Annotated in this window: 12 protein-coding genes and 1 pseudogene; 5 read left to right on the top strand and 8 right to left on the bottom strand. The window is 71.2% G+C overall.

What is annotated here, in order from left to right; genetic code table 11:
- Window positions 1-14 precede the first annotated feature (14 nt).
- The 3 genes and pseudogenes from GTY56_RS15780 to GTY56_RS40585 all read left to right on the top strand — a co-directional run.
- Window positions 15-572, top strand: coding sequence for a glycoside hydrolase family 25 protein (locus GTY56_RS15780; protein WP_161366003.1), 558 nt, complete (start codon window positions 15-17; stop codon window positions 570-572).
- A 612-nt stretch (window positions 573-1,184) separates the two neighbouring features.
- A complete protein-coding gene (locus GTY56_RS15785; RefSeq protein ID WP_161366004.1) occupies window positions 1,185-1,571 on the top strand; it encodes a PI-PLC domain-containing protein in 387 nt (128 codons plus the stop codon).
- 483 nt (window positions 1,572-2,054) lie between these two features.
- Window positions 2,055-2,441, top strand: a pseudogene (locus tag GTY56_RS40585) (fibronectin type III domain-containing protein); the annotation flags it as partial.
- A gap of 72 nt (window positions 2,442-2,513) precedes the next feature.
- Here GTY56_RS40585 and GTY56_RS15790 read toward each other — a convergent pair.
- The 3 genes from GTY56_RS15790 to GTY56_RS15800 all read right to left on the bottom strand — a co-directional run bounded on the left by GTY56_RS15790 (window position 2,514) and on the right by GTY56_RS15800 (window position 4,548).
- The gene (locus GTY56_RS15790) at window positions 2,514-3,176 is read right to left on the bottom strand and encodes an NADPH-dependent F420 reductase (RefSeq protein WP_161366043.1); all 663 of its coding nucleotides are present in this window, start codon (window positions 3,174-3,176) and stop codon (window positions 2,514-2,516) included.
- Between the two features lie 185 nt (window positions 3,177-3,361).
- The gene (locus tag GTY56_RS15795; protein ID WP_161366005.1) at window positions 3,362-3,574 is read right to left on the bottom strand and encodes an EF-hand domain-containing protein; all 213 of its coding nucleotides are present in this window, start codon (window positions 3,572-3,574) and stop codon (window positions 3,362-3,364) included.
- A 59-nt stretch (window positions 3,575-3,633) separates the two neighbouring features.
- A complete protein-coding gene (locus tag GTY56_RS15800) occupies window positions 3,634-4,548 on the bottom strand; it encodes a helix-turn-helix domain-containing protein (protein WP_161366006.1) in 915 nt (304 codons plus the stop codon).
- Window positions 4,549-4,597: 49 nt separating this feature from the next.
- Here GTY56_RS15800 and GTY56_RS15805 point away from each other — a divergent pair, with 49 nt between their 5' ends.
- Window positions 4,598-5,275, top strand: a complete 678-nt coding sequence (locus tag GTY56_RS15805) for a GNAT family N-acetyltransferase (RefSeq protein WP_346345498.1) — start codon at window positions 4,598-4,600, stop codon at window positions 5,273-5,275.
- On the opposite strand, the gene GTY56_RS15810 is transcribed toward GTY56_RS15805, so the two are convergent.
- The 5 genes from GTY56_RS15810 to GTY56_RS15830 form a co-directional block, all read right to left on the bottom strand.
- Window positions 5,242-6,414: a YncE family protein gene (locus GTY56_RS15810; protein ID WP_161366009.1), complete on the bottom strand. Its 1,173-nt coding sequence runs from the start codon at window positions 6,412-6,414 to the stop codon at window positions 5,242-5,244. The genes GTY56_RS15805 and GTY56_RS15810 overlap by 34 nt on opposite strands.
- 72 nt (window positions 6,415-6,486) lie before the next feature.
- Window positions 6,487-7,095, bottom strand: a complete 609-nt coding sequence (locus GTY56_RS15815) for an ATP-binding protein (protein WP_161366011.1) — start codon at window positions 7,093-7,095, stop codon at window positions 6,487-6,489.
- Window positions 7,096-7,264: 169 nt separating this feature from the next.
- Window positions 7,265-8,032 carry an enoyl-CoA hydratase/isomerase family protein gene (locus tag GTY56_RS15820; RefSeq protein ID WP_161366013.1) on the bottom strand — a complete coding sequence of 256 codons (768 nt, stop codon included), beginning with the start codon at window positions 8,030-8,032 and terminating at the stop codon, window positions 7,265-7,267.
- An 81-nt stretch (window positions 8,033-8,113) separates the two neighbouring features.
- On the bottom strand, window positions 8,114-9,346 hold the full coding sequence (locus tag GTY56_RS15825; protein ID WP_161366015.1) for an Ig-like domain-containing protein: 1,233 nt from the start codon (window positions 9,344-9,346) through the stop codon (window positions 8,114-8,116).
- Window positions 9,347-9,506: 160 nt separating this feature from the next.
- Window positions 9,507-10,751 (bottom strand): Ig-like domain-containing protein, encoded by a 1,245-nt coding sequence (locus tag GTY56_RS15830; protein ID WP_161366016.1) that lies wholly within the window; start codon window positions 10,749-10,751, stop codon window positions 9,507-9,509.
- A gap of 186 nt (window positions 10,752-10,937) precedes the next feature.
- Here GTY56_RS15830 and glgX point away from each other — a divergent pair, with 186 nt between their 5' ends.
- Window positions 10,938-13,190: a glycogen debranching protein GlgX gene (glgX, locus tag GTY56_RS15835; RefSeq protein WP_161366018.1), complete on the top strand. Its 2,253-nt coding sequence runs from the start codon at window positions 10,938-10,940 to the stop codon at window positions 13,188-13,190.
- The last annotated feature ends 56 nt before the right edge of the window (window positions 13,191-13,246 follow it).

Below are 13,246 nucleotides of genomic sequence, written 5' to 3' on the forward strand. Positions count from 1 at the left end.
TCAGGGAGCCCCCCATGCTGCGTGGCATAGATGTGAGCGCCTACCAGTCCTCCACCTACGGCACCGACGGCCTCTCCTTCGTCATCGTCAAGGCGACGGAGGGACGCTCCTACGTCAATCCCAAACTCGCCGCCCAGACCAAGCGGGCCCGGGACGCCGGGCTCGTCGTCGGCTTCTACCACTTCCTGTGGCCCGGCAACCTGACCGCCCAGGCCGAGTACTTCGTGAGCAGGGCCCCGGAGCGACCGGGCGACATCCTGGCCGTCGACTGGGAGACGACCGGCGACGGAACCCACGCGAGCAACGCCGAGAAGGACCTGTTCCTGCGGAAGCTGAAGGATCTGCGGCCGGACAACCGGGTGGTGCTCTACTGCAACCGGCATTTCTGGCTGCATGTCGACACGACCTCCTACGCGGGCGACGCGCTGTGGATCGCCGACTACGTCTCTGCGGGCAAACCCCGCATCAAGGCGAAGTGGCGCTTCCACCAGTACACCGACGATCCGCTGGACAAGAACGTGGCCGACTTCGACAGCCGGGCAGCGCTGCGGAGGTGGGCGGAGGGCGCCTGATCCGCCCCGGTGAGGGGACGGCGCCACGTCACCGCTCCGGTGCGGAACGGGTGACCGCCGTCGTCGATCCGCAGCGTGCCCGAGCGGAGGCCCTGGGTCCACCGCAGTTCCAGGTACCAGCGCACCTCGCTCTTCGACGTGTGCGCGGTGACGTCCAGGACCAGGGGAGTCCCGGCGGACGCCTCGTACGGGAAGCCGCGCCTCGGGCTCACGGCCCGGGGCTCAGGGGCGTCCAGGTCCACGGCGAACGGGTGCTGGGCGTCTGTGCCTCGGCAGTCCCCGTAGGTGACGTCGGCGGGCGGGGCTTCGGCGGACACTGCCCGGACGTCCATGGCGGTCACGGTCACGGGGCCCTCTGCCGTGCTTCGCACCTCCAGGCGGAACGTCGTGGGACGGATCCGAGTGCCGTCCGTCCGGGGGCAGTCGTCGTCGGACGGGACGACGGCCGCCGAGAGGGGGACGCTCCCTCCGGCCGTCCCGGCCTCCTCCTCGGGCACCGTGACGGCCGGGACCGTCAGATCCGGTACCGACTCGGCGCGGAACCGGTCGATGGCGAGCGCTCCGGAGGTGCTGAGGGCGACCACGGCGGCCCCGAGCAGGACGTACCACGACGTGCTGAAGACCACCCACGACTTCCTGAGCGACCACCCCGGCGAAACCGTCCTGATGAACCTGAAGGCGGAGTGCACCGGCTCCACCTTCTCCTGCGAGGACGCAGACGGGTTCGGGACCGACGAGTGGCGCAAGAAGATCTTCGACTCCTACCTGGACGGCCGCTCGTACACCGGGGACGGTGAGGAGAACACCCCGTCGAAGGCTTGGCGCAACCTGTTCTGGCGCCCCTCGGTCACCGGCGAGAGCCAGTCGAGCCGCGTCCCGACGCTCGGCGAGGTACGCGGCAAGGTCGTGCTCCTCGGCTACCGGAACACCGGCGGCGGCATCTTCGGCGGTTACGGGCTCAAGCAGCCCTACCCGTCCGGCGGCTCCAACGAGGAGTAGGTGCAGGACGACTTCGAGCTGTCCACCATCAGCGACATCGACGACAAGTGGGAGAAGGTCCGCGCGCACCTGCGCCGGACCAACGGCACCTGGGACGGCAGCCGCCCCGGTGAGAAGGACCACGAGTACAAGCAGGACGCGGCGATGGGCTGCGACCCGAAGGCGACGACCTGCGCCACCACCTACGACGGGCTGCACCCCAACGCCCTCGGCGAGTACCGCATCGCCCAGGCGTTCGGCACCGTGCTGCACAAGGAGTTCGGCATCGGCGCCGCCGCGCCCGACGTGCCGGACAGCGCGCCCGGCCGGTCGCTCGCCACGCCGTCCGGCATGAAGTTCGACGGCACCCAGCAGGGCGTCACCGCCACCTGGGACAAGGTCTTCGGCGCGCACACCTACGACGTTCAGTGGCGTGACGTCACCACCGACTCGAACGCGGACTGGCAGGACGTGGTGCCCGGCGTCAGCGCGCCGCGCTACGACATGTCATGGCAGTTCACCGACCAGCCCTACGACGGCCACACCTACGAGGTGCGGGTCCGCGCGGTCGCCGGTGAGGGCGCGGCCAACCGCTCCTCGTGGTCCTCGGCGGTCCGGGGCAAGGCGGCGCCGACGACGGCGGGGCGGCCGCAGGGGCTCACCGCGACGGCCGGCGCGGGCTCGGTCGACGTGCGCTGGTCGGCGCCGGCCGGTTCGCCCAGCGGCGCGATCGTCCGGTACGCGGTGTGGGTGTACGACAAGAGCACCCCGACGAACCACTCCCGGATCATCGGCTACCCGGCCTCCGCCCGCTCCGCCAGGATCACGGGGGTCACGGCGGGTCACGAGTACGTGATCCTGGTCTGCGCCTGGAACGCGTCCGGTGAGGGGAAGCCGAGCATGAGCGGCACGGTGGTCCCGGGTCAGGGGTGTCCGCAGAGTCCGCCTGCCCCGTCGGCACACCTAGCCGCTGAACTCCGGCGTGCGCTCCGGGGACGCCTCCGCCAAGGCCTTCGTGACTGCCTCGACCCCGTCGCGCAGGCCGTACACCGGAGTGCCGGGCTGCTGGCGCCAGGAGTCGTCGATGCCGCCCGCGTCGACCGTGTCGAAGCCGAGGGCGTCGATCAGGTCCCGTACCGTGCGCTTGGCCGTCTCGTCGTCGCCGGCCACCGGCAGGGCCATGCGGCCGGGGTCGCCGGCGGGGAGCGGGCGGTCCAGGATGTCCTGGGCGTAGGTGCCGTTGAACGCCTTGATCACCGGGTGGCCGAGGTGCCGTTCCGTCCAGCGGCTCTCGGTGAGGCCTTCGTCCTCGATCCCCGCGATCCTGCCGTCGCGCTGCCGGGGGTAGTAGTTGCCGGTGTCGATGACCGCGACGCCGTCCGCCGCGCTGTCGAGGAGGCCGGAGGGGAGGTCCGGGACGGCCTTGAGCGGGATGGTGACGACAACGAGCTCGGCGTCCCGCGCCGCCTCCCCGACCGTCACGGGCGTCGCGCCGGTCTCCTCCGCCAGGGCCGTGAGCGTCTCGGGCCCGCGGGAGTTGGCGACGGCCACGTCGTGACCGAGGGCGGTGAGCCGCCTGGTCAGGTTGCCGCCGATGTTGCCCGCGCCGATGATGCCGATCTTCATGTCCTCGCCTCGTCCTTCCGGAGATGAACAGCGCCGCCTGAAGCCTTCGTCAGCAGGGTCAACCTTCGGGGCGGTTGGGCTGTTCCGCGCCGGAGAAAATTTCGTGCACGTCCCTCCGGGCACGGCGAGGGGCCCGGTCCGGTGATCGCGGACCGGGCCCCTTCGCTGGGCTGCGCCCGGGCGGGCTACTTGTTCAGGTAGGCCCAGAACTCGTCGAAGCTCAGCCGCTTGTCGCCGTCGAGGTCGCGGGTCTTGATGACGACCTCGGCGACCGACTCGGTGACGTTCCAGTCCCCCGTCCTGGCCAGGGCGGCCTTGAACTCGGCAGCGGTGATGAACCCGTCACCGTCCGTATCGATCCGCTCGAACTGCTTGCGTGCTTCCTCGATGTCCGCCACCGATCCGCCCCTCATCCCGTGCTGTACGTCCTGCTGACGCAGGTATGACGCAGGTCAGATTAACCGGCCGTGTGCGCCTCCAGCGCGGCGACCACCCAGGCGAACTCCGCCCGGTAGGCGGCCTCGGGTCCGGCTCCCTTCACGACGGCGAGCAACTCGCGGTACCGGGCGACCCGGTGGGTGGCGTGCGACCGCAGCCGGGTGAGCACGGTCGCCGGGTCGGCGTCGCCCAGCAGGGCACTCAGCACCTCGGCCGCGTCCGGCGAGCCGGGGGCGATGCCCCGCTCGACGGCGTCGGCCCCCAGCTGCACGAGCCGCCGGGAGAACCACACGGACGCCCCGGCGGGCGTGTCGTGCCCGCGGTCGGCGGCGTTGAACTCGGCCACCTTGCGCATCTCGGCCCGGAAGTCCGGGTTCCGGAGCATCTCCGCCAGCTCCAGCCAGGCGTCGACCTGCTCGGGCGTGGGCTCCTCGGGCAGGTCGGCGACGGTGCTCCGCATGCTCTCCCGGATCACCGGGTCCGCGGTGTCCAGGCCGTGGAACACCTCGTCCACGAAGTCCTCCACGATCCGCCGCCGTTCCGCCGCCGACAGGCGCGCCAGTCTGTTCACGAGGGTCATCTCCTCCGCGTCCGAGCCCCGCTTCGCCACCGTCGACAGCACCGCGCGGGTCACCTTGAGCGACCGGATCTGCGCGTCCAGCGCGACCACGTGCGCCGCCGCGACCTGCGCGACGGTGGTCTCACCGGACAGGAGCCGGCGTACGTCCGCCAGGCCGAGGCCCAGCTCGCGCAGGGTGCGGATCAGCTCCAGCCGGGCCACCGACGCCGCGTCGTACAGCCGGTAGCCGCCTGCTGACCGGGCCACCGGAGGCAGGGCGCCCCGGTCGGACCAGTAGCGGATGGTGCGCACGGTGAGTCCGGTGACCCGGGCCAGTTCCCCGATGGTGAGCAGTCCGGTGCCGTCGTCGATCATGTCTGCGAGTCTGGACCCTCCATCGGGTGGAGACTCAAGGAGTGCGACGGTGGCGAAGACCCTGGGGGACATACTCGACGCGGCAGCGCACGGCGTCTTCCCGCCCACGGACGGCGGGACGACGATCGTGCCCCAGCCCTCGCCCCGGGACGCGGGGGTCATCGCCTTCACGGCCCACTCGGTCGTCTTCACCGACGAGGACCCCGACCGGGTCCGCGACGCCCTCGCCCGGACCGACTGCGACGCCCTCGCGGCCACCATGAACGCCCGCTTCCTGACGGCCCTGATGGACCGGACGGGGCGGGTCTGCGACACGGTCGACGTGCTGCTGACCGGTGCCGCACTACCCGGGGAGCCGTCGGTCGCGCTGACGGAGATCGACGACCCCGGGCATCCGCGCGTGGCGTCGGCCCGCAGGCGGCGGGACGGTGTGCGGGTGTGGGCGGCGGACGGCGGGGTGCTCGTCCTGGGCCGTGGGGTGGCGGGACGGTGGGAGGTCGCCGTCGAGGTGGACGAGGGGGCGCGGCACCGCGGGATCGGGAGGCGGCTGGTCACGGCGGCGCGGCAGCTGGCCGGGGGCGCGCCGGTGTGGGCGCAGGTGTCGGCGGGGAACGCCCGCAGTCTGCGGGCGTTCCAGGCGGCCGGTTACCGGCCGGTGGGCTCGGAAGCGCTGCTCGTCCCCGGAGCCGGGCGTCAGCGGAAGATGCCCGTGTGGCCGAGCGAGTAGCGGCCGGGCTGCGGGTAGACGGCGAGGCCGTGCGGACCGCTGCCGACCGGGATGCGGGCGAGCTGGGTGCCGGTGCGGGTGTCGATGGCGTACACCTCGGCGTCGTAGCGGCCGGACAGCCACAGCACCTTGCCGTCGGCGGAGACGCCGCCCATGTCGGGGCTGCCGCCGTCGGGCAGGTCCCACTTCTTGGTCAGCTTGTTCTGCGTGAAGTCGAAGACGGAGACGGTGCCCTCGCCGCGGTTGGACACGTACATCTCTCGGGAGTCGCGGCTGACGTAGAGGCCGTGGCAGCCCTTGCCGGTCGGCATCAGGGTGGGCTCGGTGAACGTGTCGCCGTCCAGGACCCACATACCGTGGGCCATCATGTCGGCGATGTAGAACGTCTTGCCGTCGGGCGAGATCTTCACGTCCTGCGGCATGGCCCCCTCGAACGGCAGCCGCTGCTGCCCGACGACCTCCATCCGCTCGGTGTCGACCTTGAGGAGCTCGCCGCTGAACTCGCAGGAGACGATGAAGTAGCGGCCGTCGAGGGAGAAGTCGGCGTGGTTGACGCCGTAGCAGGAGACCGGGACGGTCTTCTTGACCGCCATGGTGTGCGGATCGCGGAAGACCAGCTCGCGGTCGAGGGAGGCCATGACGACGGCGTACCTGCCGTTGGGCGTGAAGTAGAGGTTGTAGGGGTCGTGGACCTCGACCTCCTTGCCCGCCTTGCCGGTCTTCGGGTCGATCGGGGTGAGGGTGTGGCCGCGGTTGTTGTTGACCCAGAGCGTCTTCAGGTCCCAGGAGGGCACGACGTGCTGGGGCTGCCGGCCCACGGGGATCGTCTCGATGATCTCGTACGTCTTCGGGTCGATGACGGAGACCGTGTCGGACTCGGTGTTGGGGACGTAGACCCGGGAGGGGAAGTCCTTGACCACCGGGGACAGCTTGTTCGGGCGGTCGGCCGCGTACACGTCCTCGGGGTCCAGGACGGGCGGCATGCCGGGCAGGCCGTCCACGGGCTTCTTCTCGGGTGGGGCGGGGACGGCGGCCTCGGTGCCCCGTGCCTCGGAGGTCCGCTCCCCGGTGCCGCAGGCGGAGAGGACGGCGAGGGCGGCACCCGCGACCAGGGCGCTCTTGACGAGATGGCGGTGCATTGCACCATTTAATGGGCGCCTTGCGGGGAAAAGCGCGATTCGCCCGTCCGGCGACCGGGTGAGGCATCGCGGTCAGCGGTCGGCGACCCGCATCTCGAACCAGGTCGTCTTGCCCCGGGGCAGCAGGTCGACCCCCCAGCGGTCGGCCAGCTTGTCGACGAGGAACAGGCCCCGGCCGCTGATGTCCAGCTCCTGGACGGGCATCAGGCACGGCAGCCCTCGGGAGGGGTCGCGCACCTCGACACGGATCCAGCCGCGGCGCCGGTGCAGACGCAGCCCGAAGACGCGGGCACCGGTGTGCCGGACGGCGTTGCCCACCAGTTCGGAGACGAGCAGGACCGCGTCCTCCGTGGTCTTGGGGGTGAGCCCCCAGTGGCGCAGGACCACGACCTGGGTGAGCCGTCTCGCGGTGGCGGCGGACTCGGGACGGGACGGCAGTGGAACCTCTGCCTCCGTCGGATTGCCGTACAACTCCAGCGCCTTGAGCGCGTGTTCGTCCTCGACGGTCGGCGACCAGCGCGCCGCGGCCGCATGAGCGTGTCCCCGCGGCTGTTCCATACCCTCCAGCCCCGCCATGCCCCCATCATGGCCGCCCGGAGCGCCGCTCGGGGCCGTTCCCGGGGAATACGCCCCGGTGAACGGGCGGTGAAACGGCGCCCCCCTGTCATATGCCGGAGACATTTCGAAGTCGCCGGAAACCCCTCCGACCTGCTGGAACGCCCGTTTCCGGAGTGACCGGCGGGCTCCCCCGACCGAGCGGGCTTAAGGTTGCCTTAAGGCTGCCATAAACCGCCCCATCGAGGGACTCCGGGTCAGACATCGTGTCAATTGCAAGCCCCTGGAGGGGTGTTCAGAGGAACTTCGCCTTGCCCGGCCCCTCCGCCACGAAGCTGCGCATCCCGCGCTCGCGGTCCTCGGTGGCGAACAGACCCGCGAACCAGTTCCGTTCGATCGCGAGGCCCGTGTCGAGGTCCGTCTCCAGACCCGTGTCGATCGACTCCTTGGCGGCGCGCAGCGCGAGCGCCGGACCCTGGGCCAGCCTGGCGGCCCAGGCGTGCGCCTGCGTGTACACCTCGTCGGCGGGGACGACCCGGTCCACCAGGCCGATCTCGCGGGCCTCCTCGGCCTTCACCATCCGGCCCGTGAAGATGAGGTCCTTGGCCTTCGAGGGGCCGACCAGGCGGGCCAGGCGCTGGGTGCCGCCGGCGCCGGGGATCAAACCGAGCAGGATTTCCGGCTGGCCGAGCTTGGCGTTGTCGCCGGCGATGCGGAAGTCGGCACACAGGGCGAGCTCGCAGCCGCCGCCCAGCGCGTAGCCCGTCACGGCCGCGACGACCGGCTTGGGGATCCGGGCCACCGCCGTGAACGAGTCCTGCAAGGCGCGGGCGCGCAGGACCATCGCGGTGTGGTCCATCTCCTGCATCTCCTTGATGTCCGCGCCGGCCGCGAACACCTTCTCGCCGCCGTAGACCACCACGGCCCGGACGTCCTCGCGCCGCGTGGCCTCCTCGGCGAGTTCCTTCAGCCGGTCCTGCGTGGCGATGTCCAGCGCGTTCATGGGCGGGCGGTCGAGACGGAGCGTGCCGACGCCTTCAGCGACTTCGAGAGAGACGGTCATAGGCAGCAGGTTAACCACGACTAACGGGTGAGGCCCCGGTGCGGTCCGTCACACCGGGGCCCTCTTGTCAGCAGCGGAGAACTACTTCTTCCACTTCTCCCACGACATGTTCCAGCCGTTGAGCCCGTTGTCCGGGTCGACGATCCGGTCCTCGGAGTTCTTGACGACCACCACGTCGCCGACCATCGAGTGGTTGAAGAACCACGCGGCGGCCACCTTCTTGTCCCAGCCGCCGCGCACGTCACGCAGGCCGATGCAGCCGTGGCTGGCGTTGTAGTTGCCGAAGGCACCGCTCGCCCAGTAGTTGCCGTGCAGGAACGTGCCGGAGGTGGTCAGGCGCACGGCGTGCGGGACATCCTTGATGTCGTACTCGCCGCCGTAGCCGACGGTCTCGCCGTTCATCCGGGTCACCGTGAGCATCTCGCTGATGACCATCTGGCCGTTCCAGGTCTCCATGCCGGGCTTGCCGGTGGTGACCGGGATGGTCTTGACGACCTTGCCGTCGCGCATCACCTTCATGGTGAGCTTCTTGGCGTCGACGACCGAGACCTGGTTGCGGCCGATGGTGAACTCGACCTTCTTGTCCTGCTCGCCGTAGACGCCGGAGCGGCCTTCGACGCCGTCGAGGTTCAGGTCGACGGTCACCTTGGTGCCGGGCTTCCAGTACTTCTCCGGGCGGAAGTCGAGGCGGTCGTTGCCGAACCAGTGGCCCTCGACCTCGACGGCCGGCTCCGTCGTGATGCGGATGGCCTTCTCGACGTCCTCCGGGTTGGTGATGCCCCGGTCGAAGCGGATGGAGAACGGCATCCCGACGCCGACCTTGGAGCCGTCCTCGGGGGTAAAGGTGCCGGTGAAGGTGTTCTTGGGGGTCAGCGTGGTGAAGTCGGCGTCCTCCGCGGCCGTGCGGCCCTCGGAGTCCTTGGCGACCGCGTGGACCGTGTACTTCGTGGCACCTGCCAGGTGGATGGACGGCGTCCAGCTGGCGCCGTCCTCGGATATCGCGCCGTCGACCTTGTTGCCCTTGGCGTCCTTGACCTCGACCTCGGTCAGCTTCCCCTTCTCGGCGGTCACCTTCAGCGCACCGCTCGTGTCGACGGACTTGGCGCCGTCCTCGGGGGTGATGCCGACGACCGCCTCGGACTGCTTGCTCTGCGCGGCGTCCGAGTCCTTGCCCTTGCTGTCGCTCCCGCCGGAACCGGAGCCGCTGCCCCCGCCGCCGCACGCCGTGACGGCGAGCAGCAGCACGCCGAGTATCAGCGCGAGCACTCCGTTCCTGCGCCCAACCGACGCCCCCGATATCGGTCGCCCGTTCACGTGGTTCTCCCCTCCCCGGGGCCTGGTCAGGCCCGCACGCGCACCCGCGCGTCCCCCGCGCGTCGGCGAATAGTAACCACAGGTCGGACGGCATCGGAGGCCGGCGATTGTCACCGTTCGGTCCCAACGGATCGCCGGGTCAACCCGCCCCCCTGTCCGGCTACTTCACCGCACTGCCCGCCTTCCATGCGTTCCAGTCCATATTCCATCCTCCGAGCCCATTGTCGGGAGAGACCTTTTTGTCATTGCTGTTGACGACTTCGACGACGTCCCCGACGAGACTGCGGTCGAAGAACCAGCCGGCCGGGGTGTCCGAGCCGCCGCCCTTCACGTCCCGCAGTCCGATGCATCCGTGACTGACGTTGGTGCGGCCGAAGACGGTGTGGTGCGCCCAGTAGTTGCCGTGCAGGAAGGTGCCGGAGTCGGTCAGGCGCATCGCGTGCGGAACGTCCGGGATGTCGTACTCGCCCTTGCCGTCGCGCTTCTTGAAGCCGACCGTGGCGCCGTTCATCCGGGTGACGTCGAGCATCTCGGTCACCACCATCTTGCCGTTGTAGGTGGTCGTCTTCGGGGCACCGGCGGTGACCGGGACGGTGGCGAGGGGCTCGCCGTCGCGCCGGACCTCCATGGAGTGCGCGGCGGCGTCGACCACGGAGACCTGGCTGCGGCCGACGGTGAAGGAGAACGTCTTGTGCTGGAGGCCGTAGACGCCGGGCGCGCCCTCGACGTCGCGCAGGCGCAGGGCGACGGTGACCCGGGTGCCGGGTTTCCAGTAGTCCTCGGGGCGGAAGTCGAGGCGGGTCCTGCCGAACCAGTGCGGACGGATCTCGACGGCCGGGCGGGCGGTGACGCGCACCGCGCGTTCGACGGCGGCCCGGTTCGCGATCTTCCGGTTGAACTCCAGGGAGACGATCATGCCGGTGCCGACGGTGGCGCGGTTCTCCGGGGCGACGTAGCCGATGAAGCGTTCTTCCGGGACGTAGGTGGTGAAGGTGGTGCGCCGGGCCGAGCGGCGGCCGTCGCCGCCCACGGCCACCGCGTCGACCGTGTACTTGGCGGCCAGCGCGAGCCGCTGCTCGTCGGGTTCCCAGGTCAGGCCGTCGGCGGAGAGGTGCCCGGGCACCGGGGACTCCTGAGCGTCCTGTGACCTGACGACCTTCACCTTCTCCAGCCGGCCGTCGGGCACGCGCACCCGCAGCCGCTTGCCGGGGCGCACTCCCCTGCTGCCGTCGCCGGGCGAGACCTTGATGACGTCCTCGGGCGCCGGGGGCGCGCCGAACGCCCCGGCGATCCCACCGGTGTCGTCCGAGGTACAGCCCGTGGCCCCCGCGAGGAGCCCTGCCCATGTCACTACGGCGGCCAGCGCGGCCCTCGCGCGCCGCGCGCGCCCTTGTACGTGCCTCACGAGGTGCCCAACGACCGGCCGAGTCCCCGGAAACGACCATGCCCGCCCCCGGGGAAACGTGAGTGCGAGCCACGCTCTGGGCAGAACAGTGGGGAGGACGACGCGCAGGGGAGCCGCGGCCCGGGCCGCAGACAGGGCCGCACCCCTCTGTCCCCCGTCGTCCCACGAGCCGCGGGAGGCTGACAGGTGTCCAGCGCAGCCGAGCAGGAGGCGGTGGCCGGTCGTCGGGCCACCGGGAACGGGCGCCAGGCCGCCGCCGTGAACGGGGCCCGGCCTGCCGCGCCGCCGCCCCCCGTGCCCGCGTGGCCGGGCGCGCCGACACCGCTGGGCGCCCGGTTCCGGGTCGGCCCGGACGGAGTGGCGGGCACCAACTTCGCGTTGTGGGCGGGCGGGGCCGAGGGGGTCGAGCTGTGTCTCTTCGACGAGTCGGGCAGGGAGTCGCGGGTCCGCCTCGCCGAGCTGACCCACGAGATCTGGCACGGCTTCGTCCCCGGTGTGCTGCCCGGGCAGCGCTACGGCTACCGGGTGCACGGCCGCTGGGACCCGTGGACGGGCGCCCGCTGGAACCCGGCGAAGCTGCTGCTCGACCCCTACGCCCGTGCCGTGGACGGGGACTTCGGCCTGCCGCCGGAGGTCTACGGGCACGTCCGCGACTGGCCGCAGCAGCATGTCGCCGACACCGTGCGCGACGACCGGGACTCGGCGCCGCACGTCCCCAAGGGCGTCGTCGTCCACGATGACGACGACTGGGCCGACGACCGCCGCCCGAAGACCCCGTGGGCGGACTCCGTGATCTACGAGCTGCACGTCAAGGGCTTCACGCAGCTCCACCCGGGCATCCCCGAGGAGCTGCGCGGCACCTACGCCGGACTCGCGCACCCCGCGGCCATAGAGCACCTGGTGAAGCTGGGTGTGACGGCGGTGGAGCTGCTGCCGGTGCACCAGTTCGCGCATGAGGACCACCTGCTGCGCCGGGGCCTGAGGAACTACTGGGGCTACAACTCCATCGGTTACTTCGCCCCGCACGCGGCCTACGCGGCCTCCGGGACGCGGGGCCAGCAGGTCGGCGAGTTCAAGCGGATGGTGCGCGCCCTGCACGCCGCCGGGATCGAGGTCGTCCTCGACGTGGTCTACAACCACACCGCCGAGGCGGGCGAGCTCGGCCCGACACTGTCCCTGAAGGGCATCGACAACCGCGGCTACTACCGCCTCCAGGACGACGCCCGCCGCTACGCCGACTACACCGGCTGCGGCAACACCCTGCACGTGGTCCAGCCGCACGTGCTGCGTCTGATCACCGACTCGCTGCGCTACTGGGTCACGGAGATGGGCGTGGACGGCTTCCGCTTCGACCTGGCGGCGGCGCTGGCCCGCTCCATGCACGACGTCGACATGCTCTCCCCGTTTCTCGCGGTCATCGCCCAGGACCCGGTGCTGCGCCGGGTGAAGCTGATCGCCGAGCCGTGGGACGTGGGGTCGGGCGGCTACCAGGTGGGAGCGTTCCCGCCACTGTGGACGGAGTGGAACGACCGGTACCGCAACGCCGTCCGGGACTTCTGGCGGCACGCCCTGCCGGACGTCCGCGAGATGGGGTACCGGCTGTCGGGCTCCAGCGACCTGTACGCCTGGGGCGGGCGCAGGCCGTACGCGTCCGTCAACTTCGTCACCGCGCACGACGGGTTCACCCTGCGGGACCTGGTGTCCTACGAGCGCAAGCACAACGAGGCCAACGGCGAGGGCAACCGCGACGGCACGGACGACAACCGGGCCTTCAACGGCGGCACCGAGGGCGAGACGGACGACGAGGAGGTGCGGGCGCTCCGGCGCCGGCAGCTGCGGAACCTGCTGACCACCCTGCTGCTGTCGACGGGCGTGCCCATGCTGGTCGCGGGCGACGAACTGGGCCGCACCCAGCGCGGCAACAACAACGCCTACTGCCAGGACAACGAGATCAGCTGGCTGGACTGGGGACTGCTGGAGGATCCGGGCTGGCAGGCCCTGTTCTCGCTGACCTCCCGGCTGATCGCGCTGCGCCACCGCCACCCGGTGCTCAGGCGCCGGGCGTTCTTCTCCGGCCGGGCCCAGACCGCGGACGGGCTGCGCGACCTGGCCTGGTTCACGTCCCGGGGCACGGAGATGACGGAGCAGGACTGGTACGCGCCCGCCGCCACTCTGGGCATGTACCTGTCCGGCCGGGACATCCCGGGGCGCGACGAGCGCGGGGAGCAGATCCTCGACGACAGCTTCCTGGCCGTCCTGCACGCGGGTGAGGGGCCGGTGGACTTCACCCTGCCGGGGCCGCCGTGGGCCGAGCGGTACGAGGTCGTCGTCGACACGAGCCGGGAGGAGCAGGGAGAGGCGCCGGGCGTGGAGCACCGGGCGGGGACGGAGATCACGATGCCGGCGCGGGCGGTGCTGCTGCTGCGGGTGGCGGGGTGACCCGGGCGGGGCGGCCGGCGGGTGCGGACGGTCAGCACGCAGCAGGCGGGTGAAGC

The organism is Streptomyces sp. SID5643, assembly GCF_009872555.1.
GTDB lineage: Bacteria > Actinomycetota > Actinomycetes > Streptomycetales > Streptomycetaceae > Streptomyces > Streptomyces iakyrus.